The sequence below is a fragment of the Azospirillum sp. CT11-132 genome, from assembly GCF_047302835.1.
In the GTDB taxonomy this organism is placed as follows: Bacteria; Pseudomonadota; Alphaproteobacteria; order Azospirillales; family Azospirillaceae; genus Azospirillum.
In genome coordinates this window covers 23,647-46,300 of the sequence record NZ_JBGLZA010000005.1, presented here as the reverse complement: position 1 = coordinate 46,300, position 22,654 = coordinate 23,647, and the positions used below count along the sequence as shown (strand labels likewise).

At 67.8% G+C, this 22,654-nt stretch carries 20 protein-coding genes; 10 read left to right on the top strand and 10 right to left on the bottom strand.

From position 1 onward, the window contains the following. Positions 1 to 10: 10 nt before the first annotated feature. From ACCD06_RS20065 to ACCD06_RS20050, 4 genes are read right to left on the bottom strand one after another with little or no spacing between them, the layout of a single operon-like run. Positions 11 to 1,477: an FAD-dependent oxidoreductase gene (locus ACCD06_RS20065; protein WP_413342965.1), complete on the bottom strand. Its 1,467-nt coding sequence runs from the start codon at positions 1,475 to 1,477 to the stop codon at positions 11 to 13. A gap of 45 nt (positions 1,478 to 1,522) precedes the next feature. Then, positions 1,523 to 2,761, bottom strand: a complete 1,239-nt coding sequence (locus ACCD06_RS20060; RefSeq protein ID WP_413342963.1) for a CaiB/BaiF CoA transferase family protein — start codon at positions 2,759 to 2,761, stop codon at positions 1,523 to 1,525. Next, the gene (locus ACCD06_RS20055; protein WP_413342961.1) at positions 2,758 to 3,585 is read right to left on the bottom strand and encodes a citryl-CoA lyase; all 828 of its coding nucleotides are present in this window, start codon (positions 3,583 to 3,585) and stop codon (positions 2,758 to 2,760) included. Before ACCD06_RS20055 ends, ACCD06_RS20060 begins: the two co-directional genes overlap by 4 nt. Positions 3,586 to 3,623: 38 nt before the next feature. Then, on the bottom strand, positions 3,624 to 5,102 hold the full coding sequence (locus tag ACCD06_RS20050; protein WP_413342959.1) for an aldehyde dehydrogenase: 1,479 nt from the start codon (positions 5,100 to 5,102) through the stop codon (positions 3,624 to 3,626). Positions 5,103 to 5,309: 207 nt separating this feature from the next. On the opposite strand from ACCD06_RS20050, the gene ACCD06_RS20045 reads away from it, so the two are divergent. Together ACCD06_RS20045 and ACCD06_RS20040 are read left to right on the top strand one after the other, a co-directional pair. Then, positions 5,310 to 6,023 (top strand): IclR family transcriptional regulator, encoded by a 714-nt coding sequence (locus tag ACCD06_RS20045; RefSeq protein WP_158281996.1) that lies wholly within the window; start codon positions 5,310 to 5,312, stop codon positions 6,021 to 6,023. Between the two features lie 40 nt (positions 6,024 to 6,063). Then, the gene (locus ACCD06_RS20040) at positions 6,064 to 6,786 is read left to right on the top strand and encodes a 2OG-Fe dioxygenase family protein (RefSeq protein ID WP_109075345.1); all 723 of its coding nucleotides are present in this window, start codon (positions 6,064 to 6,066) and stop codon (positions 6,784 to 6,786) included. Positions 6,787 to 6,807: 21 nt separating this feature from the next. On the opposite strand, the gene ACCD06_RS20035 is transcribed toward ACCD06_RS20040, so the two are convergent. Further along, a complete protein-coding gene (locus tag ACCD06_RS20035) occupies positions 6,808 to 8,127 on the bottom strand; it encodes an MFS transporter (RefSeq protein WP_413342957.1) in 1,320 nt (439 codons plus the stop codon). Between the two features lie 122 nt (positions 8,128 to 8,249). On the opposite strand from ACCD06_RS20035, the gene ACCD06_RS20030 reads away from it, so the two are divergent. The 4 genes from ACCD06_RS20030 to uxuA all read left to right on the top strand — a co-directional run bounded on the left by ACCD06_RS20030 (position 8,250) and on the right by uxuA (position 13,738). Then, entirely contained in the window at positions 8,250 to 9,119 is an 870-nt protein-coding gene (locus tag ACCD06_RS20030) for a LysR substrate-binding domain-containing protein (protein ID WP_413342955.1), read from the top strand. A 319-nt stretch (positions 9,120 to 9,438) separates the two neighbouring features. After that, positions 9,439 to 10,812, top strand: coding sequence for an MFS transporter (locus tag ACCD06_RS20025; RefSeq protein ID WP_109075347.1), 1,374 nt, complete (start codon positions 9,439 to 9,441; stop codon positions 10,810 to 10,812). A 158-nt stretch (positions 10,813 to 10,970) separates the two neighbouring features. After that, positions 10,971 to 12,494 (top strand): mannitol dehydrogenase family protein, encoded by a 1,524-nt coding sequence (locus tag ACCD06_RS20020; RefSeq protein WP_413342952.1) that lies wholly within the window; start codon positions 10,971 to 10,973, stop codon positions 12,492 to 12,494. A gap of 53 nt (positions 12,495 to 12,547) precedes the next feature. Further along, positions 12,548 to 13,738, top strand: coding sequence for a mannonate dehydratase (gene uxuA, locus ACCD06_RS20015; protein ID WP_413342950.1), 1,191 nt, complete (start codon positions 12,548 to 12,550; stop codon positions 13,736 to 13,738). 71 nt (positions 13,739 to 13,809) lie between these two features. On the opposite strand, the gene ACCD06_RS20010 is transcribed toward uxuA, so the two are convergent. Then, complete coding sequence (locus ACCD06_RS20010; protein ID WP_413342948.1) at positions 13,810 to 14,754, bottom strand: 3-hydroxyacyl-CoA dehydrogenase NAD-binding domain-containing protein; 945 nt, start codon at positions 14,752 to 14,754, stop codon at positions 13,810 to 13,812. Positions 14,755 to 15,292: 538 nt separating this feature from the next. Between ACCD06_RS20010 and ACCD06_RS20005 the strand changes: the two genes are divergently transcribed. Then, a complete protein-coding gene (locus ACCD06_RS20005; protein ID WP_413342946.1) occupies positions 15,293 to 15,757 on the top strand; it encodes a DUF1348 family protein in 465 nt (154 codons plus the stop codon). Here the strand turns inward: ACCD06_RS20005 and ACCD06_RS20000 are convergent. Continuing rightward, the gene (locus ACCD06_RS20000) at positions 15,738 to 17,174 is read right to left on the bottom strand and encodes an MFS transporter (RefSeq protein WP_413342945.1); all 1,437 of its coding nucleotides are present in this window, start codon (positions 17,172 to 17,174) and stop codon (positions 15,738 to 15,740) included. The genes ACCD06_RS20005 and ACCD06_RS20000 overlap by 20 nt on opposite strands. A gap of 113 nt (positions 17,175 to 17,287) precedes the next feature. On the opposite strand from ACCD06_RS20000, the gene ACCD06_RS19995 reads away from it, so the two are divergent. Continuing rightward, entirely contained in the window at positions 17,288 to 18,211 is a 924-nt protein-coding gene (locus ACCD06_RS19995) for a LysR family transcriptional regulator (RefSeq protein WP_413342943.1), read from the top strand. Positions 18,212 to 18,231: 20 nt separating this feature from the next. Here the strand turns inward: ACCD06_RS19995 and ACCD06_RS19990 are convergent, their stop codons facing one another. Both ACCD06_RS19990 and ACCD06_RS19985 read right to left on the bottom strand, forming a co-directional pair. Beyond that, the gene (locus ACCD06_RS19990; protein WP_413342941.1) at positions 18,232 to 18,957 is read right to left on the bottom strand and encodes an SDR family oxidoreductase; all 726 of its coding nucleotides are present in this window, start codon (positions 18,955 to 18,957) and stop codon (positions 18,232 to 18,234) included. A gap of 32 nt (positions 18,958 to 18,989) precedes the next feature. Continuing rightward, on the bottom strand, positions 18,990 to 19,742 hold the full coding sequence (locus tag ACCD06_RS19985; protein ID WP_413342939.1) for an SDR family NAD(P)-dependent oxidoreductase: 753 nt from the start codon (positions 19,740 to 19,742) through the stop codon (positions 18,990 to 18,992). Between the two features lie 123 nt (positions 19,743 to 19,865). On the opposite strand from ACCD06_RS19985, the gene ACCD06_RS19980 reads away from it, so the two are divergent. Then, positions 19,866 to 20,798, top strand: a complete 933-nt coding sequence (locus ACCD06_RS19980; protein WP_413342937.1) for a LysR family transcriptional regulator — start codon at positions 19,866 to 19,868, stop codon at positions 20,796 to 20,798. On the opposite strand, the gene ACCD06_RS19975 is transcribed toward ACCD06_RS19980, so the two are convergent. Then, positions 20,783 to 21,676 (bottom strand): LysR family transcriptional regulator, encoded by an 894-nt coding sequence (locus tag ACCD06_RS19975; protein WP_413342935.1) that lies wholly within the window; start codon positions 21,674 to 21,676, stop codon positions 20,783 to 20,785. The two genes, ACCD06_RS19980 and ACCD06_RS19975, sit on opposite strands and share 16 nt — an antisense overlap. 105 nt (positions 21,677 to 21,781) lie before the next feature. Between ACCD06_RS19975 and ACCD06_RS19970 the strand changes: the two genes are divergently transcribed. Then, positions 21,782 to 22,648: an SDR family oxidoreductase gene (locus ACCD06_RS19970; RefSeq protein WP_136702517.1), complete on the top strand. Its 867-nt coding sequence runs from the start codon at positions 21,782 to 21,784 to the stop codon at positions 22,646 to 22,648. The last annotated feature ends 6 nt before the right edge of the window (positions 22,649 to 22,654 follow it).

Genomic DNA, 22,654 nt, shown 5'->3' with positions numbered 1-22,654 from the left:
TTCCGGACGGTCAGGCGGCGTCCCTGGAGGCCGCCACATGCTGGGCGGCCAGCCGGCCGAACACCGCGCCGCGCAGGACCGAGGTCGAGCCGGTATAGACCTGGTGATAGAGGCCGACCGTCTCGCCCGCCGCATAGAGTCCCGGCATCGGCCTGCCATTGCCGTCCAGCACGCGGGCATCGACGTCCACCTTCAATCCGCCGAAGGTGAAGCAATTGGCCGAGACGATGGGGAAGGCGCGGAACGGACCCTTGGTCAGCGGGCGCGCCCAGTTGGTCTTGGCCGGGCTCAGCCCGGTGGTCGCCAGACCGTCCACCCGCGTCGGGTCGAAGCGGGTCGCGTTGGCCGGACAGGCGGCGTTGTAGGCGGCGACCGTCTCCAGCGTGGCGTCCAGCGGCAGCCCCAGCTTGCCGATCAGCGCGTCGAGCGTCGGCGCCTCGATGGCCGGCACGTCGCTGCGGATGCTGGCGCGCCAGCGTGGAATGTCCTCCACCTGGTCGTCGAACAGCACATAGGCGATCCCGTCGGGCTGATCGGCGACGATGCGGGTGATGTGGTCGTAGGTGGCGTCGGCGGTGCCCGGCGCCTCGTCGAGGAAGCGCTCGCCGCGCTTGTTGACCAGCACGCCATAGGGCCAGATGAAGATCACCGCTTCCGGCTGGCGCGACCGCGGATCGACCGGTTCGGCATGGTAGGAGCCGAAATCGCCGGCCGCCGCCGCCCCGGCGTCGAGCGCCATGCGGATGCCTTCGCCCCGATTGTAGTAGCCGCCGCGTGCCACCGGCCGCACATGCTTGGCGCGCTGGCCCATGTAGCGGGTCATCATCTCCGGATTGCCCTGATAGCCGCCCGACGCCAGGATGGTCGCCCGGCCGCGGATGGCGACGCGCAGCCCGTCCGTCCCGGTGGCATAGACGCCGCCGATGCGGCCCTCGTCGTCACGCAGCAGGTCGAGCGCCGTGGTGCGGTAGAGCACGCGGGCCCCCAGCGCCTTCGCCTCCGCCATCAGGCGTTCGATCAGGGCAAGGCCGCCGCCCTGCGCCGCGATGCGCTGGGTGTTCTGGGTCAGCAGATAGATCGGCTGCGGTTCGAACCGCAGGCCGAAGCCCTTCAGCCAGGCGATGGTCGGCGGCACCCGCTCGGCGAAGCGGGAGATCACCTCCGGATCGGGGAAGGGGTGGGCCTTCACATAGTCCGGCCAATGCTCGTAGGGTTCGGCGGCCGCCGCCAGCACGTTGGGATCGATGTTCAGCCCGGCATTGGCGGCGAAATGCTCCTCGAAATCGTCAGAGATCTCGGAATCGTTCTTCATCCGCATATAGGCTTCGGTCCAGCGCGAGTTGCCGCCGAAATCCTCCTCGGGCGCCCGCTCCAGCAGGGTGACCGACAGGCCGGCCTGCAACGCCGTCACCGCCGCCGAAAGCCCGGCGATGCCGCAGCCGACGATGACCAGATCGCTGATGGCGTGCTCAGACATCCGTGTTTCCTCCGTCATTTCATTGATCTTCCGACCTGTCCCGCATCATCCTGCGAGGCGTTTCCGGTCGCTGTCGGGTTCGCTGTCGGCCACCACGATTCCGGCTTCCGTCAGCTGCTCGATCGCCGCCGGACCGTAACCGAGTTCGGTCAGCACCGCGCGCGTGTCCTGTCCGATGCGTGGCGGGTCACGGCGGATCGTCAGATCGGTGTCAGCCACGTGGATCGGCAGCCGCGGCAGCGCGGTCCGCACCCCGTTGGGCAGGGTGGTCGGCATCAGCCCGCCGGTCGCCCGCAGATGCGGGTCCTCGAACAGATCCTCCGGCCGGGCGATGGGCGCGAAGGGAATGCGGGCGCGCTCGCACACCGACACCGCCTCCTCCATTGACAGGCTGCCGAACAGCCCGGTCAACAGCGGCAGCAGGCGCGGCCTGGCAGCGATGCGTTCGTTGTTGGTGCGGAAGTCCGGATCGTCGCGCAGGTCCGGCCGGTCGATGACGGCGCAGAAGCGCTCCCAATGGCTGTCGGTGGTGATGCCGACGAAGATCGGCCGGCCGCCGGCGGTACGGAAGGTCTCATAGACCGCCCAGGCCGACACGCGCTCCGGCATCGGCGGGATCGGCCCATCCGACTGGGCGGCGTAGCAGAGATGCTGCCCCATCAGGAACACCGTGGTCTCGAACAATGCGGTTTCGATGGTCTGGCCCTTGCCGGTGTGCTCACGCTCGCGCAGTGCCACCAGGATGGCGATGACCGCGAACATGCCGCCGGTGATGTCCACGACCGAGGTGCCTGCCCGCAAAGGCCGGCCGCTCGGCCCGGTCATATAGGCGAGCCCGGTCATCATCTGCACCACCTCGTCGAGCGCGAGGCGGCCGGCATAGGGGCCGTCGAGGAAGCCCTTCAGGCTGGCATAGATCAGGCGCGGGTTGACGCGGGCCAGCGCGTCGGCGCCCAACCCCAGCCGCTCCATCGTGCCGGGGGCGAAATTCTCCACCAGCACGTCGGCCTCGGCGACGAGGCGGCGCGCGATGTCACGGCCCTCCGGCGTCTTCAGGTCGACGGCGATGGAGCGCTTGTTGCGATTGAAATAGCCGAAATAGCCGGTGCCGAAGCCTTTCAGATGGCGGGTCGGCTCGCCGTTGGGCACCGGCTCGATCTTCACCACGTCGGCGCCGAGGTCGGCGAGGATCATCGCGCAGGACGGCCCCATCACCGTGTGGCCGAAATCGAGGATTTTGACGCCGGCCAGGGGAAGCGTTTTGCCGAGGGGTTGGTCGGTCATGCGCCATCTCCTGCAACCGGACGCGGCGACGCCCCGTCATAGCGGTAGGGAATAGACGGCGGCATCGGTCCCTTGATGCGGCCGCCCTGCTGCGACTGCTCCCAGGCGTGCGCCAGGATGCCAACCGAGCGCGACAGCACGAACAACCCGCGCCCAAGACCAGCCGGGAAGCCAAGTTCAGCGAAGACCACGGCGGTGGCGCCGTCGATGTTCATCGGCAGCCGCTTGCCCTTGCGCCCGGCAAGCGCATCCTCCACCGCGCGGCCGATGGCGGCGGCCTCTCCGGTCACGGTGCCCTCCCCTCTCGCCTCCTCGACCAGGGCCAGCAGCCGGCCGGCGCGCGGATCGACGGGATGGAAGCGGTGGCCGAAGCCGGGGATATGCTCGCGCCGCTCCAGCCGGGCGGCAATCTCGCTCTCCGCCGCCCCGGCCACGGACATGCCGTCCGCCATGCGAGCGGCGACGGCGGCGTACAGTTCCATGCATTGCTGGCCGGCGCCGCCATGGACGTCGCCCAGCGCATTGATGCCGGACGCCATGGCGTTGTTCAGTCCGACGCCGCAGGTGGCAGCCATACGGGCTGTGGCGATGGACGGCGCCTGTGGGCCGTGGTCCACCGCCGCCACCAGTGCTGCACCCAACAGCCGGCCCTGCGCCGGTGTCGGCAACTCGCCGCGCAGCATCAGCCAGACCATGTCGGGGAAGCCGATCGTGCCGATCAGCTCCTCGATGGCGTAGCCGCGCACCCGGATCGAGCCCGGATGGATGTCGATGATCGATGTTCGCCACCAGCCGGTGGCGCTATCGATGGTCGTTTCGGACATGGGAATGCTCCCGGAGGGCTCCCTTCGCAGGCCCGGCCTCAGCCGAGCACGAAGGGGTTTGCGCGGTTGGGTTTGGTGGTGATCCAGACACTCTTGGTCTGGAGATATTCCTTGATCGCCTCCACGCCGCCCTCTCGGCCGAGACCGGAGCGCTTGTAGCCGCCGAAGGGCGTGGTGAAGCTGGTGGAGCGGTAATTGTTCACCCACACCGTCCCGGCGCGCAGCCGGTCGACGCAGTACATCGCGCGGTGCAGGTCGCGCGTCCAGACGCCGGCCGCCAGACCGAATTCGACGTCGTTGGCGATGCGCAGCGCATCGTCCTCGTCCTCGAAGGGAATGACGCAGAGGACCGGGCCGAACACCTCCTCCTGGGCGATGCGCATGTCGTTGCGCACCTGCGTGAAGATGGTCGGCGCCACGAACTGCCCCTGGCCGTAGTCGGGCCCCGACAGGGCATGGCCGCCGAGCGCGCAGACCGCCCCCTCTTCCTTCGCCATGTCGATCATCCGCAGGATCTTCTCCCATTGCGGACGGGTGGCGATGGGGCCGATCTGCGTGTCCATCTTCGACGGGTCGCCGATGCGCGCCTCGGCAGCAGCCGCGACCAGCTTCTCGACGAAGGCATCGTGGATGGACTTCTGGACCAGCAGGCGCGAGCCGGCCATGCAGGTCTGGCCCGAGGCGCCGAACACGCCGGAGATCGCGCCCTTCACCGCCTGGTCGAGGTCGGCGTCGTCGAAGACGATGTTCGGCGACTTGCCGCCCAGCTCCAGCGTCACCTTCTTCAGGCCCGGCGCCGCGGCCTCGTTGACGCGCTGGCCGCCGATGTCGCCACCGGTGAAGGCGATCTTGGCGGTCAGGGGATGGCGCACCAGCGGCTCGCCCACCTCCGCACCGAAGCCGGTCACGACATTCACCACACCTCGCGGGAATCCCGCCTCGTGCGCCAGCTTCGCCAGTTCCAGGATGGAGGCGGAGGTGTACTCCGACGGCTTGATGACGATGGTGTTCCCGGCCGCCAGCGCCGGCGCCATCTTCCATGTGGTCAGCGCCAGCGGCGAGTTCCACGGCGTGATGGCGACGACGACGCCGAGCGGCTCGTACTTCACATAGTTGAAGACGTCGGCCTTGTTGATCGGCACGACCGCCCCCTGAACCTTGTCGGCCAGCCCGGCATAGTAATGGAACCACTGGGCCACGTTCCGCACCTGCCCGCTGACCTCGGCCATCAGCTTGCCGTTGTCGCGCTGCTCGATGGCGCCCAGCCGGTCGACGTTGGCCTCGATCAGTTCGGCCAGCCGACGCAGCAGGGCGCCGCGCTGGGTTGCCGTCAGCCCGGCCCAGTCCGGTGACAGGAAGGCGCGGTGCGCCGCATCCACCGCGCGGTCGGCATCAGCCTGCATGCCGCGCGGGATCTCCGCCCAGGCCCGCCCCGAAAAGGGCTCCGTCGTTTCGAACCACTCGTTGGAAACCGGATCGCACCAGCCCCCGTCGATGAACAGCTTGTAGCGTTCCACCCTCGGCCTCGCATAAGTTCTGTTAGATAGAACCGTGTTTCATCTAAGAGAACATAGGCGTGCCAAATGCGTCAAGCCCGAACCATTCGCTTCCTCACTTTTTTCAGCCAAGGCCTTGTACCGGCCATCCTTGACGTACGATGGTGGTGTCGGGGAAAAATGCGCGCCGAGGATGCTTATGGCCCATCAGCCAACAAAGGACGCGATATGACCGATGCGAAGGCCAACATGACGACCGCATCCTCCGGCGGGGTGGAGTCCGTCGACCGGGCGCTGAGCATCGTCGGCTGCTTCCAGGCAGGCGATCACGCCCTGAGTTTGACGGAGATCGCTGCGCGGACCGGTCTTTATAAAAGCACCATCCTGCGGCTGACCGTGTCGTTGGAGAAGGCCGGCTATCTGGTCCGCCATCAGGACAAGTCCTATCGGCTCGGCCCGGAGCTGATGCGGCTGGGGGGGCTCTACCAGCGCTCGCTGCGGCTGGAGGATCATGTCCGACCGGTGCTGCGCCAGCTGATGCGGGAAAGCGGGGAAAGCGCGTCCTTCTTCCGGCGCGAAGGGGCATGGCGTATCTGCGCGTTCCGCGAGGATTCGACCCAGGCGATCCGCGACCATGTCCATGAAGGCGACCGCTTGCCCCTGGACCGGGGGGCCGCCGGCCATGTGCTCACCCGCTTCGCCGGGACGGTATCGGCGGCCGACTTCGCCGCCCTTCCCCTGCGCTCCTTCGGCGAGCGCGAGTCGGAAACCGGGGCCGCCGCCGTACCGGTCTTTTCCCAGCGGGAGGGGCTGATCGGCGCCCTGACCCTGTCGGGTCCGCTGACCCGCTTCACCGAGGAGCGCGTGGCGGTGATGGCGCCCCTGTTGCTGGCCGCCGGTCGGCGGCTGTCCGAGACTCTGGGCGGACACTATCCGATTTGAAGGTTCGCCGGGGCTTCAAGGCCGGCGACAGGGAGTTGACATGGATACGCTGACTCAACAGGTGCGGGACGGGATCGCGGCGAACGGATTCTCGTTCATCCAGGCACCCGACATGCAGGCTCTGCTCGGCGCGGCCGGTCTGGCGGACTGGGACGGTTTCAGCAGCAGCTGGGACGACCTGGGCCTCGATCTCTACATGGCGGACGGCGGTCGTTACCGGCGGCGGCGCCATGCCGCCTTTGCGCTTTCGGCAGGGGACATCCGGCGCAAGCCGCACCAGCCCCATTACCAGAGCCGCGATTACAACCCGCTCAACGGCGGGATCGAGCGCTGGTTCGAGCCGGTCACCGACGGGATCGCGGCGCATCCCGCCCTGCGCGCGATCCTGGCGACCAGCTTCGCCCTGTTCGACCCGTTGACGCCGCCCGACGTCCGTCCCGAGGTCTGGCACACGGAGGTTCATCAGTTTCGCATCGAGGCGCGCGCGGGCGAGGCTGCCCAACCCACGCCCGAAGGCATGCATCGGGACGGCGTCGACTGGGTCCTGGTGATGCTGATCCGGCGCGAGAACATCGCGAGCGGCACCACCACCATTCACGACCTCAATGGCCACCCGCTGGGAAGCTTCACCCTGCGCCATCCGCTGGAATCGGCGGTGCTGAACGACGCGCGGGTGTTCCATGGCGTGACGCCGGTGGAACCCGCCGACCCGGACCGGCCCGCCTTCCGAGACGTTCTCGTGGTGACCTTGCGTCGCCCGTGACCGGTTCTCCCTTCCGGCCCATCACCGCTCTTCCACCGGCGCCACCTTCGGGAACAGGATGAAGGCCGCCAGCGCCGCCACGGCCGCCGCCAGCCACACCCCGCTCCAACTCGCCCGTTCCAGCACATGGGGAATGGCCAGCGGGGCGAGGAAGTAGGCGCCGAAGGCGAAGGTGTTGCCGAGGCCGAGAGCCGTGCCGGTGTGCGCGATGCCCATGATGCTGGCGAGTTCGGTGAAGGCGATGCCGTGCCAGCTGGACGCGACGATCCCGCCGGCGACCAGGACGACGACCACCGCCACAACGAACGCACCGCCGGGCTCCGGCAGAGCGCTGTCGATCGCGACGATGCCGGCCAGCACGCAGTAGACGACGGCCGTCAGCAAAGCGCATGCCTTGAGGAACGGCCGGCGATTGCGGCGACGGTCGGTGAAGTGGCCGCTCCAAACACGGACGACGGCGGCACCAAGCTGGATCGCCACGATGCTGGCACTCACCGCGGCGGTGCCGAGATGACCGACATCGTTCAAGAAGATCGCCGCGAAGGTCACGACCGCCACCTGCGGAATGCACAGCGCGCCGATGCCGAAGACCGTTTTCCAAACCTGTCCGTTGCGCAGCGGTCCCTTTCCGGAGATCCGCGAAGAGGTCCCCGCCATCATCTTCGCCGCCATCACGGGAGGTTCGCTCACCCACAGCCACACGAACCCGGTGGTAATGAGGCAGAACGCCGCCAGCGTGCCGTAGACGCCCTGGAATCCGACGCCCTCGGCGAGCGGGGGAAGGATCAGCGCCCCGGCGGCACCGCCGGCCGGTAGCGCCATCTGCCGGACACTCATGGCGAATCCCCGCTCGCCTTCGCCGAACCACGCCATGACCGCCCGCCCGCTCGACCCGTTCAGGCTGCCGCCGATCATGCCGACCAGCAGGAAGGCGCCTGCGAGAAACGTGGTGGACGGAATGCGGCCCGGCACCGGCGATAGCAGCAGCGCCATGAGCGCCAGCACCAAACCGGTCAGGCCGAGCCCCGTCAGCAGCACCTTGCGGTCGCCCCACCGGTCGGTCAGCATCCCCCACAGCAATTCGCTGCCCGCGACTCCCAGCCCCATGGCCCCGATCACCAGCCCCAGATCCGTCGCCGCGAGCCCGTAATCGGCCCGCATGGAGACGGCCGTCGCCGGAAGCCCGGTCAGGGCCGCGGCAAAGCTGCCGTTGGCGGCCACCCCAACCCCCAGCACCTTCCAGCGATGCAGGTTCTTGTCGGTGGATTCCCTGGCGGCGCCATTGTCGCCGATATCTCGCAATGAGGCCCGTCGGGCCCGTTCGTCACTGGTCGTCGTCATGTCCGGAAGCCTCGATGTCGCTTGTGCTTGCCTCCTTGCTGATACCGCGCGACAATCATTCTGATAATCAGGATTATCTGTACCATTGATCCCGAAAATCAGGACTGTTGCCCGTGAGCAAGGTGATCTTCGATCTCGACGTGCTGCGCAGCTTCGTCACCGGTATGGACCTCGGCAGTTTTGCCAAGGCCGCGGACCGGCTGGGCCGCTCGACTTCGGCCGTAAGCGCACAGATCAGGAAGCTCGAGGAACAGGCCGGCGTGCCGATCTTTCGCAAGGCCGGTCGGGGCCTTGCCCTGACCGAGGCGGGGGAGACCATGCTCGCCTACGCCCGGCGCCTGCTCGACCTCAATGACGAGGCCGTCACCGCTCTTCACGGCATGACATCGGAAGGGTGGCTGCGGGTCGGCATGCAGGAGGATTTTGCGGAAAAGCTGTTGCCGGCGGCGCTCGGCCGCTTTGCCCGCGCGCATCCCAAGGTCCGGATCGAGGCGCGTGTCGGCCGCAACAACGATCTGCTCGACCGGGTGGCGCGGGGGCAACTGGACTTCGCCCTCGCCTGGGACAATGGGGCGGCGGCGCCGTTCAAGACCGACATCGCCACTCTTCCCGTCCGCTGGATCGCGCCCGGCACCGGCATGGCGATGCCAACATCCGAGGACGGAGCGCTGCCGCTGGTTTCCTTCGATGACGGCTGCTGGTTCCGGGGCGTCGGTACGGCGGCGCTCGACCGTGCCGGCCGGGCATGGCGCATCGCACTGACGAGCCCCAGCCTTTCGGGATTGTGGGCCGGCGTCGAAGCGGGGCTGGGACTCACCCTGCGGACGCCGATCGGCCTGTCGTCCGGCGTCCGCGTGGTGGAGGAAGGGACCCAGGGCCTGCCTCCGCTTCCCTCGATAAACCTCGCGATCTACCGGAAGGATGCGACGCTCGATCCTCTGGCGGAACGGCTGATCGACATCGTCACGGATGGCGTGCGGGACCTGACCTGACGAAATGCCGCAGACGCCGCGGTTGACCCTCAGCCAAAGGCTCAACTACCATACCAGCAACTGGAATGGTAGTATGCAACGCCACGAACGGTCCCGAAGCGGCACCGCTCCCGACGATGGCCGGACTGCTCCAGGAAACAGTTCTGAAACGTGCGACCGCCGCCCGGTGGTGCCGCGGGAAATCCGGGTAACCGGTTCCCGCGCCTGCCCATCGGTGCGCCCGAAAACATTGGGCCAAGGCATTTGATGGACACGAACCGGTGCGCAGATCCTGCGCAGTGTCCGGCGGCGGTGTGCGTCCTGGCTGGAGATGCCAATCATGAGCGAACAGACTATTGCCGACGCCCCACCCGGCCAGTCGGCGGGACCGGTCCACAAGGCCGGCGGCATCGGCAACGCGGCGGGCAAAGCGGCGGTCACGGTAAGCAAGGCCATCGGCCGCTATCGCTGGACCATCTGCGGCCTGCTCTTCTTCTCGACAACCATCAACTACATGGACCGGCAGGTCCTGGGCCTGCTGAAGTCCACGCTGATGGGCGACATGGGCTGGACCGAGTCCGACTTCGGCGACATCGTCGCCGCCTTCTCGCTGGCCTACGCCTTCGGCTATGTCGGCTGCGGCCGGCTGATGGACAAGATCGGCATCCGCATCGGCCTGCCGGCCGCGGTCGCCGGCTGGAGCTTCTTCGCCTGCGTTCATGCCTTCATGGGCAGCGTCTTCGGCTTCAAGGTGGCGCGCGCCGGCCTGGGCCTGACCGAGGGCGGCAATTTCCCGGCTTCGATCAAGGCGGTGTCGGAGTGGTTCCCAGCCAAGGAACGGGCGCTCGCCACCGGCATCTTCAACGCCGGCTCCAACGTCGGCGCGGTCGTGGCGCCGATCCTGGTACCGATCCTGCTCGTCGCCTACGGCTGGCAGGCGGCCTTCCTGGTCACCGGCGGCATCGGCTTCTTCTGGGTCATCGCCTGGCTGCTGATCTACCGCAAGCCGGAAGACCATCCGAAGCTGACGGCGGAGGAGCTGGCCTATATCCGCAGCGATCCCGTCCAGCCGCAGGAGAACATCCCCTGGATCAAGCTGCTGAGCTATCGTGGCACCTGGGCGAACATCGTCGGCACCTGCTTCTCGGCGCCCGTCTGGTGGTTCTACCTGAACTGGGTCCCGGGTTTCCTGAACAAGCAGTATGGCGTCAACCTGTTCGGGGCGATGCTGCCGCTGATCATCATCTACACCATGGCGGATTTCGGCAGCGTCGGCGGCGGCTGGTTCTCCTCCCACTTGATCAAGCGCGGCATGAAGCCCCTGCGCGCCCGCAAGCTGACCTTCCTGGTCTGCGGCCTGTGCGTGCTGCCGGTGTTCTTCGCCTCGACCGTGTCCAACATGTGGCTGGCCGTTCTGCTGATCGGCATCGCCGCCTCCGCCCATCAGGGCTATTCGGCCAACGTCTACACCATCGTGTCCGACACCATGCCGCGCAATGCGGTGGGTTCGGTGGTCGGCATCGGCGGCTTCTGCGCCTATTTCGTCGGCATGTTCGTGTCGATGGGCGTCGGTCGCCTGCTGGATGCGACCAACGGCAACTATCAGGTGCTGTTCGGCATCGCATCGGTGCTCTACCTCGTCGGTCTGGCGATCATGCACCTGATCCTGCCGAAGACCGGATCGGGCAAGACCCCGGCCGGGATCGAGGTCTGACCTCGCCTGGACTCCACCTCGCCACTCCGGGGCGCCCCGCCCCGGAGCCCTCACCAGCGACCAACAGTTCTACCGAATGACGGTGCACCGGCCACCCGCGCTGCCCCCGGGGCAGCGGATGGGGAGACCGCAGCGACCGCCGCGAACCGGAGCCCATCATGCCCGACGCGAACACCGCCCTGCTGGCGGCCCGTCCTTCACGAACCCGTCTATCCACTGCCACCATTGACCGCCTGCCCCTGACCGTCCAGCGTCCCGCCTACGACCGCGCCGCGGTGACGCCGGGCATCGTCCATATCGGCCTCGGCGCCTTCTGCCGCGCCCATCTCGCCACCTACACCGACGATGTGCTGGCGACCGGTGACCGGAGCTGGGGCATCGTCGGTGTCGACCCGCTGTCCCCCGCGATCCGCGACGCGCTGAAGCCGCAGGATTGCCTCTACACCCTGCTGGTGCGCGAGGAGAACCGCGACCGGCTGCGCGTCGTCGGCTCCTTCCTCGACGCGCTGGCGACCGCCGACCAGTCGGACGAGGTGTTGGCCTTGATGGCGAAGCCGGACATCCGGATCGTCACCCTGACGGTCACGGAAAAGGGCTATTGCCAGGATGCCGCCACCGGGTCGCTGGATGAGGCGCATCCGCTGATCCGCGCCGACCTTGCCGACCCCGCCAATCCGCGCAGCGTCCCCGGCCTGCTGGCGGAAGCGATCCGCCGCCGTCGCGCCGCCGGAGTGCCACCCTTCACCGTGCTGGTCTGCGACAACCTCGCCCAGAACGGTGTCAAGGTGCGCGGCATCGTCGTGCGCTATGCCGAGCTGTGCGATCCGGAGCTTGCCGCCTACATCGCGGGTCAAGTCAGCTTCCCCTGCACGATGGTCGACCGCATCACCCCCGCCACCCAGGACGCCGACCGCACCACAGTGGAGGTAGCGACCGGCTGCGCCGATGCTTGGCCGGTGGTGAGCGAGCCCTTCAAGCAGTGGGTCATCGAGGACCGCTTTCCGCTGGGCCGCCCGGCCTGGGAGAAAGCCGGCGCCATCCTGGTCAAGGACGTCCATCCGTTCGAGCTGATGAAGCTGCGCTGCCTGAACGGCGCCCATTCGCTGCTGGCCTACCTGTCGGTGATCGCCGGGATCGAGACCATTGCCGACGCCATGGCCGATCCGCAGATGCCGGCCGTCATGCACCGTCTGTGGGCATCCGACCTCATCCCCACGCTGCCGCCGGTGCCGGGAACCGATATCCCCGGCTACACGGCGGCGTTGGAAGCGCGCTTCCGCAATCCCGGCATCCGCCACCGCACCATCCAGATCTCGTCGGACGGCTCGCAGAAGCTGCCGCCGCGCCTGCTGGAACCGGCGCGAGAGCTGTTCGCCGCCGGCAAGGCACCGGCGGTGATCCCGCTGGCCGTCGCCGCCTGGATGCGCTTCCTGCTGGAAAAGGACGAGGCCGGCAACGCCTACACGGTTGCCGACCCGATGGCGGCGGCGCTGACCCGCATCGCCCGCGCCCATTCCGGTGATGCGGGCGCGCTGGCGGCGGATCTGTTCGCCATCGAGGATATCTTCGCACCCGAACTGGCGGCCGAAAACACCTTCCGCAGGGAGGTCGTTCGCCATCTCGACAGCCTGATGAATGTCGGCGTCCGCAAGACGCTGACCGCCGTCCTCGCCACCCCATGACTTGCGGCGGCCATCAACCCCGCCACCGCACCCGACTTTGAAAGGACCCCATCATGCAGGAAACCTGGCGCTGGTTCGGCCCGGACGATCCCGTCACTCTGGAGAAGGCCCGTCAGGCCGGTGCGACCGGCATTGTCACGGCGCTGCACCACATGAATCAGGGCAGCGTCTGGACTCCTGAGGAGATCCAGAAGCGCCGCGCAATGGTCGAGGCCGCCGGCCTGACCTGGGCGGTGGTGGAAAGCATCGGCGTCGGCGAAGAGATCAAGACCCGCACCGGCGACTACCGCACCAAGATCGACAATTACAAGCAGTCGATCCGCAATGTCGCCCGCGCCGGTATCCCGGTGATCTGCTACAACTTCATGGTCATCACCGACTGGAGCCGGACCAACCTGATGCACCGGCTGCCGAACGGCGGCTATGCACTGCGCTACGACAGCGTCGATTTCGCCGCCTACGACCTGTTCGTGCTGAAGCGCCGCAATGCGGAGTCCAGCTATGCTCCCGCCCACATCGCCGCCGCCAAGGCGCGGTTCGAGGCGATGACGGCGGAGCAGGTGGCGGAACTGGAGCGCAACCTGATCGACTGGCTGCCGGCCCGCGACTTCGCCTATGACCGCGACAGCTTCCGCGGCATGCTGGAGCTGTACCAGGAGATCGGCGTGGAGGATCTGCGCGCCAACCTGATCGAGTTCCTGCGCGAGATCACGCCCGTCGCCGAGGAAGAGGGGGTGCGGCTGTGCATCCACCCCGACGACCCGTCCTTCCCCATCTTCGGGTTGCCGCGTGTCATGTCCACCGCCGAGGATGTCCGGGCGCTGTTCGACGCCGTACCGCAGGAGGCCTGTGGCCTCACCCTGTGCACGGGCTCCTTCGGGTCCAACCCAAAGAATGATCTGGTGGCGATGGCGAAGGAGTTCGCCCCGCGCATCCATTTCGTCCATCTGCGCAACACCACGCACGAGCCCGACGGCTCCTTCTACGAGGCCGACCATCTCGGCGGCGACACCGACCTGATCGGCGTGGCCGCGGCAATCATCGACGAGGAGGCCCGCCGCAAGCGGACCGGCCGCGCCGACGCCCAGATCCCGATGCGCCCCGATCACGGCCATCTGCTGGGCGATGACATCGGCCAGACGATGAACCCCGGCTATTCCTTCGTCGGGCGTTTGAAGGGTCTGGCCGAACTGCGTGGTGTCATGCGCACCATCGAAGCCTTCCGCGAAAAGCGGGTGGCATGACCGGTGGCGGGGCTCCTCTCCGGTGCGGGGGGAGGGGCCCCGTCAGCGGGCACAGGCGGTCGTCTCTGCATTCACGCGCTTTCTCCCTCCCCGGCCTTCCGCCGGGCGGCCAGCGCCAGCATCAGCCCGCGGTCGCGTTCGGCCTCCAGCGTGGCGACGGAGCGGCCGGCGGCTTCCTGTGCGATGCCGTCGACCAGCAGACGGCAGATTTCGGGCGTCAGGCTCGGGGTACCGAGAGTCGCCCAGCGTCGTTCCTGGCTCGGCCCGAGATGGTCGAGGTAGTGGGCGATGCCGCCGGGTCCGCCGCCCAGATGATAGGCCATGTGGGCACCGATCACCGACCAGCGCAGGCCGGGACCATGCACGAGCGCGGCATCGACGTCGGCGACATCGGCAATGCCCTCCGCAACGATGTTCACCGCTTCGCGCCACAGGGCGGAGGCCAGACGGTTGGCGATGTGGCCCACGGCATCCTTCTTCAGCGCCACCGTCACGCGGCCGACGCCGCGGTAGAAGGTCTCGGCGCGGCCCAGCGTCTCCGCATCGTCGGCGAACAGTTCGACCAGCGGCATCAAATGCGGCGGATTGAAGGGATGGGCGGTGATGAAACGGTCACGCCGCGCCACGCCTGCCGCCAGATCGGTCCAGGTCAGCGAGGAGGTGCTGCTGGCGATCACCGCGTCGGGCGCAGCCGCAGCCTCCACCTCGGCATAGAGTGCATGCTTGATGGCGGTTTTCTCGGGCGCGTTCTCCTGAATCCACGCCGCATTCCGCACAGCCTCGGCGACCGATGACGCGACGGACAGGCGGCCGGGCCGGGCGGTCGTGGGCCCGAGCGCCCGCAATTGCCCGAGCAGCGGCTCCACGCGTTCCGGCAGGGCGGCCAGAACGCCGCCGTCGGGATCCCAGGCAACCACATCCAGCCCATGTGCCAGAAACAGCGCCGACCAACTCTGCCCGATCAGTCCGCAGCCAAGCACCGCAACGGACGAGATCGGCAGCGGGGATGACGGCATTGGGAACTCTCCTGCGCAGTGTTGTCGGCCAAGATGCGGGATACGGAAACACAGGGCGGCCGGAGTGGGACTTCGCCCGCCTCTGCACCGCCATGATGCATCATATAGCAAAAACTCACAGGTAAAAGAACGCGTTGGAACCGGGCGACGCCCGTGCGGGGGTCCTGTCAGCCTTCGCGCCAGCTTGTTCAATCATCTCGGTCTCACCGCGTGACGGGGCATGGAGCGGCGCATGCGGGAAGCGGCATGAACGGCCGGCTTCCGCATTGTTTTTGCACGCGTCCTGGTCGTCACCGATCATCGGGCAGCAGCCGATCCACCGGAATACGCGATTCCCCGTATGGATGATCGCCAGGGCGACCGGGGGATCATTTCATCGAACGCAATAATGAAATGCCAAGTCCAGTCATTCCCGCCGTCCTGCGGATGCAGCAGTCTGGCAATGGGGAACGGCAACGATCCCGTCCACGGGATCCTGCATCGGGGCGTACCGCCCGGTTCGCCCGCCCCTTCTTCATCCAACCCGAAGGAACCTGCCATGTCCCGTCCGCCGCTTCCCCCCTTTACCGAAGCGTCCGCCATCGAGAAGGTCCGGCTCGCCGAGGATGGCTGGAACAGCCGCGATCCGGCGAAGGTCACTCTCGCCTACACCGAGGACAGCCGGTGGCGGAACCGCGCCGAGTTCGTGACCGGACGCGCCGAAATCCAAGCCTTCCTGACCCGGAAGTGGAACAAGGAGCTTGGCTATCGGCTGATCAAGGAGCTTTGGGCCTTTGCCGGGAACCGAATCGCCGTGCGTTACGCCTACGAATATCACGACGACGGCGGCCAGTGGTTCCGTGCCTACGGCAACGAGAACTGGGAATTCGCCGAGGATGGGCTGATGCGCGCCCGGCACGCCAGCATCAACGAACACCCGATCGCCGAGACGGAGCGCAAGTTCCATTGGCCGCTCGGCCGCCGGCCCGACGATCATCCCGGTCTCAGCCATTTCGGCTTCTGACGCCGACCTTTGCCGATAGAAACGGCTGGGCCGTTTCAACGTCCGCCGGCACGCGGAGCAGGCTTACGACGCCGCCCGCCAGGGTGAGGACGGCCGCCACGGCAAGCCCGATCCGGGGCGCCTCCACCGGGCTGGAAATCAGGGAAAAGAGCAGCGTCATGGTCACCGCACCGGCGGTCTGCCCGACCAGCCTTGCGGTGCCCTGCATCCCTCCGGCCGCACCGCTGCGCTCCTTCGGCACCGTGAGCAGCATGTTGCGGTTGTTGGGAGTCTGGAAGAGGCCGAAGCCGAAGCCGCTGATCACCATGAAGGCCAGCAGGGGCAGCGGATCGCGCTGGAGCGGCCAGAATGCCGACAGAGCGAGGCCGGCGGCGAGCAGCAGGCCGCCGGCGGCGCACAGCCAGCCGGTCGGCAGGCGATCGGAAAGCCGGCCCGCGACCGGCGCCGCGACGGCGGTCGCAAGCGGCCAGGGCACCATGAACAGCCCGGCGGTGAAGGCGTCCTGCCCCAGCCCGTTCTGCAGGTAGAAGGGCAGCGCCACGGTGCTCGCCATCTGACCTGTGAAGCAGAGGATGGAGGCGACCACCGACAGGCGGAAGGAGCGCACCCGCAGCAGGTCGAGGGGGATCAGCGGCGCCTCCTGCCCATGTTCCCGCCGGATCAGGCCGGCAAGGCAGAGCACCGCGACCAGCAGCAGCGCGCCGCCCGCCTCGACCCGGGACGCGACTGTCTCGGCTCCCATCACCAGTGCCACGAAGAAGCCGGCGTTGAGGACAACGCTGACGGGGTCGATCCGGCGCTTTGCCCCCTCGACCGCGGGCAATGCGCGTGCGGTCAGCAGCACGATGGCGCCGATCGGAATGTTGACGGCGAACAGCAACGGCCAGGGGGCGACGGCGAGGATGGCCGCCCCGACGGTCGGCCCCGCCGCCGACGACAGGGCAATGACCAGGGCATTCCAGCCGATGGCGGCCCCCAGCAGCCGCGGCGGATAGACGAAGCGCAGCAACGCGACGGCGAGCGACATCACCGCGGCGCCGCCCAGGCCCTGCATCAGCCTTGCGGCGACCAGCCAGGGAAGCGTCGGCGCCAGGGCGCAGCCGGCCGAGGCGGCGGTGAACAAAAGCACGCCACCGGCGAACACCTTGCGGTACCCCAGGCTCTCGCCGAGGGCACCCGCCGGCAACAGCGCGACCACGAGCGCCAGTTGGTAGCCGGTGACAATCCAGACGGACTCGGCCGGCGCGACGCCCAGCGTGTCGGCGATGGTCGGCAGGGCGATGTTGACGACGGCGCCATCGAGCACGACGAGCACGATCGCCGTCAGGATGGACGCGACGGCGGCGACGCGACGGAAGCCCGACAGCCCCTCCGACAGTGGGGAAGCGGCCGGCCGCGCGACGGTAAATTGGGGCATCGGATATCTCCAGGAAGTCTTGGAGACCAGTATGGCGACGCCGCGACATGGCGGTAGACGCAACCCATGCAGAGTATTCCTGCATGGAACGCCATGTGTTAGCGTTTCCGCCCATGGCCGATCCCGATTTCAACCTCCTTGTCGCGCTCGACGCGCTGCTTGCGGAAGGCAGCGTGGTCAATGCCGCCCGGCGGCTCGGTCTCAGCGATTCCGCCATGAGCCGCACACTGGCGCGCCTGCGGGACGCCACCGGGGATCCGCTGCTCGTCAGGGCCGGACGCGGGCTGGTCCCGACACCGCGGGCCATCCAACTGCGGGCGCGGGTGCATGATCTTGCCGACGAGGTGCGCGCGGTGCTGCGCCCGGCGGCGGCGATCGACATTGCCGGGCTGGAACGCACCTTCACCCTGCGCGCCAGCGAAAGCTTCATCGAGGTCTTCGCCGCCCGGCTGGTCAGCCGGGTCACCGCCGAAGCGCCGGGCGTTCTGCTGCGGTTCGCCCCGAGGACGGATCGGGGTGTGCAGGCGCTTCGCGATGGCCGCATCGATCTGGAGATCGGCGCCCATGCGGAAACCGCGCCCGAGTTGAAGGTGCAGAAACTGATCGGCGACCGGCTGGTCGGCGCCGTGCGGGACGGCCATCCGCTGATGCTGCGGGGGCCGGTGACGGCCGACCGATATGCCGCCTGCGGCCATGTGGTCACCTCACGTAGCGGCCGGCCGAGGGATCAGGTGGATGATGCCCTCGCCGTCCTCGGCCTCTCCCGCAAGGTGGTCGCCGTGGTGCCGAGCTTCCCGGCCGCCCTGGCGATCGTCCGCGCGTCGGACCTCGTCGCCCTGGTGTCGGAGCGGCAGGTCGCCTCCGGCATAGCCGGGATCGCCACCTTCCCGCTCCCGGTGCCCATGAGGGATGTCACGGTGACCCAGATGTGGCACCCGCGTCAGGACGCCGACCCGGCCCACCGCTGGTTGCGCGGACAGGTGCTCGCAGCCTGTCGGGGGACGGACGACGGAGTCACGTCAGAGATGAGTGGTTGATGAATTGCCCTGCCCTGCCCCTAACTCCGGATCGCAGGACGGACGGTGATCTCGTTGACCCCGACGTCCCGCGGCTGTTCGATGGCGAAGAGGACGGCCCGCCCGATCGCTTCCGGCTCGATCGCATTGCGGCGGTACTCCACCATCGCCCGGGCAGCCGTTTCGTCGGTGATGGTGTCGGCGAGTTCGGAGCGGGTCACGCCTGGATAGATGCAGGTCGTGCGGATCGTTTCGCTTTCCTGGCGCAAACCGTCGGTGATCGCCCGCACCGCGAATTTGGTCGCGCTGTAGACGGCGGAGGTCGGCACCACCTCGAAACTGCCGACCGAGCCGATGTTGACGACGTGCCCCCTCCCCTGCGCCTCCATGACCGGCAGGGCCGCCGCGATGCCGTGGAGAACGCCGCGGATGTTGACGTCGATCATGCGGTCCCATTCCTCGACCTTCAGCGAGGCGAGCGGGGACAGCGGCATCACGCCGGCATTGTTGACGAGGACGTCGATCCGGCCGAAGCGTTCGCGCGCCTCGGCGACGAAGCCCTCCATGCTGGCGCGGTCGGTGACGTCGAGGGCGCGGGCGGCGGCCCTGCCGCCCTTCGCCGTGATTTCCCGGACGAGCGTGTCGAGCCGGTCGGTGCGCCGCGCGCCCAGCATCAGGGTGGCGCCGGCTTCGGCAAGGACGCGCGCGGTGGCTTCGCCGATGCCGCTGGAAGCACCGGTGATGAGAACGACCTGATCGATGGTCATGGATGTCTCCTGTCATTCATTGATTGCGGCGGTCACTGCGCCGTGTAGCCACCGTCGACGAAGAGCTGTGCGCCGGTGATAAAGCTGGAGGCCGGCGAGGCCAGGAAGGCGATGGCCTCGGCCACCTCCTCCGGGCGGCCGATGCGCCCGACCGGGTGGGCGTCGCCGAAGCTCCGCAGCATCTCGCGGCCGTTCTCGACCACGCCCTCCATGATGTCGGTGTCGATGACGCCGGGCAGGACCACGTTGCAGCGGATGCCGCGGCGGCCGTATTCGACGGCAACGATGCGGGCGAGCTGCGCCGATGCCGCCTTGGACGAGGCGTAGGCGGCCTGCGTCGGGAAGGCCGTCGTCGCCGACAGCGAGGAGTTGATGACGACGGCACCGCCGCCGCCCTCCTCCATCAGCGGGACCGCAGCGCGGATGGTGACGAAGGCGCCGCGGGCGTTGATCTGAAAGATTCGATCGTATTCCTCAACCGAGGTCTCACTCAGCGGCTTGTTCAGGGTGCGCCCGGCATTGCAGACGACGATGTCGAGCCGGCCGAAGCGCTCGCGGGCAAGATTGACCGAGCGCCGCGCAAGCTCCTCGTCGGACACGTCGCCGACCAGCGTGGCGATGTCGGCGGAGTCGAGCGACCGGAGCTCGTCCGACAGGTCGGACGCGACGATCCGCGCGCCACGAGCCCGCAGCAGGTCGAGCACGGCGCGCCCGATGCCGCGGCGGGCGCCGGTTACCAGCGCCACCTTGCCGGTCAGATCGTATGCGTTTGGCAGGTTGGTCATTGCGGTCTCCATAAATCCGGCGGAGCGATTTGTGCGCCCGCCATCCATGCCCGGAAGGTGGCATTGGACCGCTGTCGAGATAACTTGCTAAGAATTGGACAGTGTGGTTAGAGCGGCTAACCAATGCAGATCGACCTGAACCTGTTGACCTTGTTCACCGCGGTGGCGGAGACCGGCAATTTCCGTGCGGCTGCCGACCGCCTTGGCGTGACGCGCTCGGCGGTCAGCCAGGGCGTGCAGCGGCTGGAGGCCGCTCTCGGGCAGGCGCTTTTCCTGCGCACCACCCGCAGCGTTCGGCTGACCGAGGCCGGCGAGCGGTTCCTGGCACAGGTCTCCGCCCCGCTGGCCGAGATCGCGGGCGCCATCGACGCGGCGTCCGGTTCGGCGGAGGAGCCCCGCGGTCTGCTGCGGATCGCCGTCACCTCGATCGCCGAGCGGTTCCTGTCCGGACCGCTGATCGCCTCCTTCAGCGAAGCGTATCCCGGCGTCACGCTCGACGTGACGGTGACGGATCTGGAGTTCGACATCGTCGCCGCCGGTTTCGACGCTGGCGTGCGGCTGGGCGAAGTGATCGAGCGCGACATGATCGCAGTGCCGCTGACCGGCGACCAGCGCCAGATCGCGGTGGCGACGCCAAGCTATCTGGCGCGCCATGGCACGCCGGAACACCCGCGCGATCTCGTCCGCCACCGCTGCATCGGCTGGCGGCCGCAGCCGGATACCGCACCCTACCGCTGGGAGTTCGAGAAAGACGGGCGCGCATTCGACGTGTCGGTGGAACCGCAGATCACCACCAACGACATGCTGCTGATGCTGCGCACGGCGCTCGCCGGCGCCGGCATCACCTTCGGCATGGAAGAAACGTTCCAACCCTATCTCGAACGCGGGGAACTCGTCTCGATCCTCGACGACTGGCTGCCGCCCTTCGCCGGATTCTTCCTGTATTTCCCGAGCCGGCGCACGGTGACGCCCAAGCTCCGCGCCCTGATTGACCATGTCCGGCGCCACCGCGAAGGACCGAAGGCCGGACAGCCTCCCCTTCACCCCTCGACATAGGCCGCGAGTTCGTCGGCGGTCCCTTGCGGAAAGGCCGCTTTCAAATAATCAAGAAAGGCGGAAACGCGGGCGTTAAGCAGCCGCCGTGTCGGATAGAGCACCCACAGCGCCGTCTCGTGCCCGGTCACATCGCCCCAGTTCACAAGCCTGCCGGCGGCCAGATCGGGGCTGGCGAGCGACAGCGGCAGGCGGGCCGCCCCCACACCCAGGCGAACCGCATCGCGGATCATGACGAACGAGGAAAGGCTGAGGACCGGTTCGACCGCGATGCTCGATGGTCCGGACGATGTCGTAACTTCCCAGAGTTCGCGTTGGCCCAGCGATCCGCGGGTGACGGCGGGGACGGCATCGTGGCCGGCGGGGGGCGGCAGGTCAGGGCTCGCCACCACGACCAGCCGGTCACGAAGGAAGATGCGGCCGACAAGGCTCTCATCGGGGTTCGGATTGACGCGGATGACCAGATCATAGGCTTCTTCGATCATGTCAACGGCGCGGTCTTCCGTGGTGACCTCAAGCCGGACCTCAGGGTATTTGCGCATAAATCCCGCCGCCAGCTTCCCCGTCGCGGTCTGCGAGAACAGCAGCGGCGCGCTGATCCGCAACCGGCCGCGGGGGCTCTGGCCACCCGACGCAATGGCCTTCGCCGTCTCGTCAAGCTCGGTCAGCAATACGCCCGTCCGCTCGAACAGGGCACTTCCCTCCGCCGTGAGTTTCAGTGAACGGGTGCCCCGCTCGAACAGACGCAGGTCGAGGCTCGCCTCCAACTCGGCCACCCGTCGCGACAGGGTCGCCTTCGGACGCCCGGCCGCACGCGCGGCCTTACCGAACCCGCCATGGCGGGCGACCAGATTGAAATCGGCCAGGGCAAGCAGGTCCATCCGTTCCACCAGTGAGACGGTCCGTCCAAATCCGGTGTCTATCGGGCCTGCCGTGGATCGCTATTGTCAAGGACATCTTCTGACACCGAAACCGGAGTGATCCCCATGACCATCCTCATTACCGGAGCCACCGGCCGCGTTGGCCGCCATGTCGTCGACCAGCTGGCGAAGCGCGGTGCCGACGTGCGCGTGCTGACCCGCGACCCGTCGAAGGCCGCCTTCCCCGCCGGGGTGGAGGTCGCCCAGGGCGACATGCTGGACATCGATGCGCTGCGTGCCGCCTTCCGCGGTGTCCGCACCCTGTTCCTGTTGAATGCCGTCACCGGCGATGAATTCACCCAGGCGCTCATCACCCTGAACATCGCCCGCGAGGCGGGTGTCGAGCGGGTCGTCTATCTGTCGGTGTTCGAAGCCGATCGCGCGGTGAATGTGCCGCATTTCGCGGTGAAGTTCGGCGCCGAGCGCATGCTCGACCAGATGGGCTTCAGCGCCACCATCCTGCGCCCGACCTACTTCATCGACAACGAGGTGATGATCAAGGACGTCGTCCTCAATCACGGCGTCTACCCAATGCCGATCGGTAGCAGGGGCGTCGCCATGGTCGATGCGCGGGACATTGCGGAAGTCGCGGCCATCGAGCTGATCCGTCGTGACCGGGCGCCGGGCAAACTGCCGGTCGAGACCATAAATCTGGTCGGCCCCGACACGCTGACCGGTCCGCAGGTGGCCGCGATCTGGTCCGATCTGCTGGGCCGCACCGTGGTCTATGGCGGCGACGATCCCAGCGGGTTCGAGCAGACCATGGCGTCCTTCATGCCGAAATGGACCGCCTATGAGATGCGCCTGATGGCCGAGCGCTATGTCAGCGACGGGATGATCCCCGATGCCGGCGACGTCGAACGTCTGACCGGCCTGCTGCGACGCCCGCTGCACAGCTACCGCAGCTTCGCCGCTGCGATCGCCGCCGGCTGAGGTTCC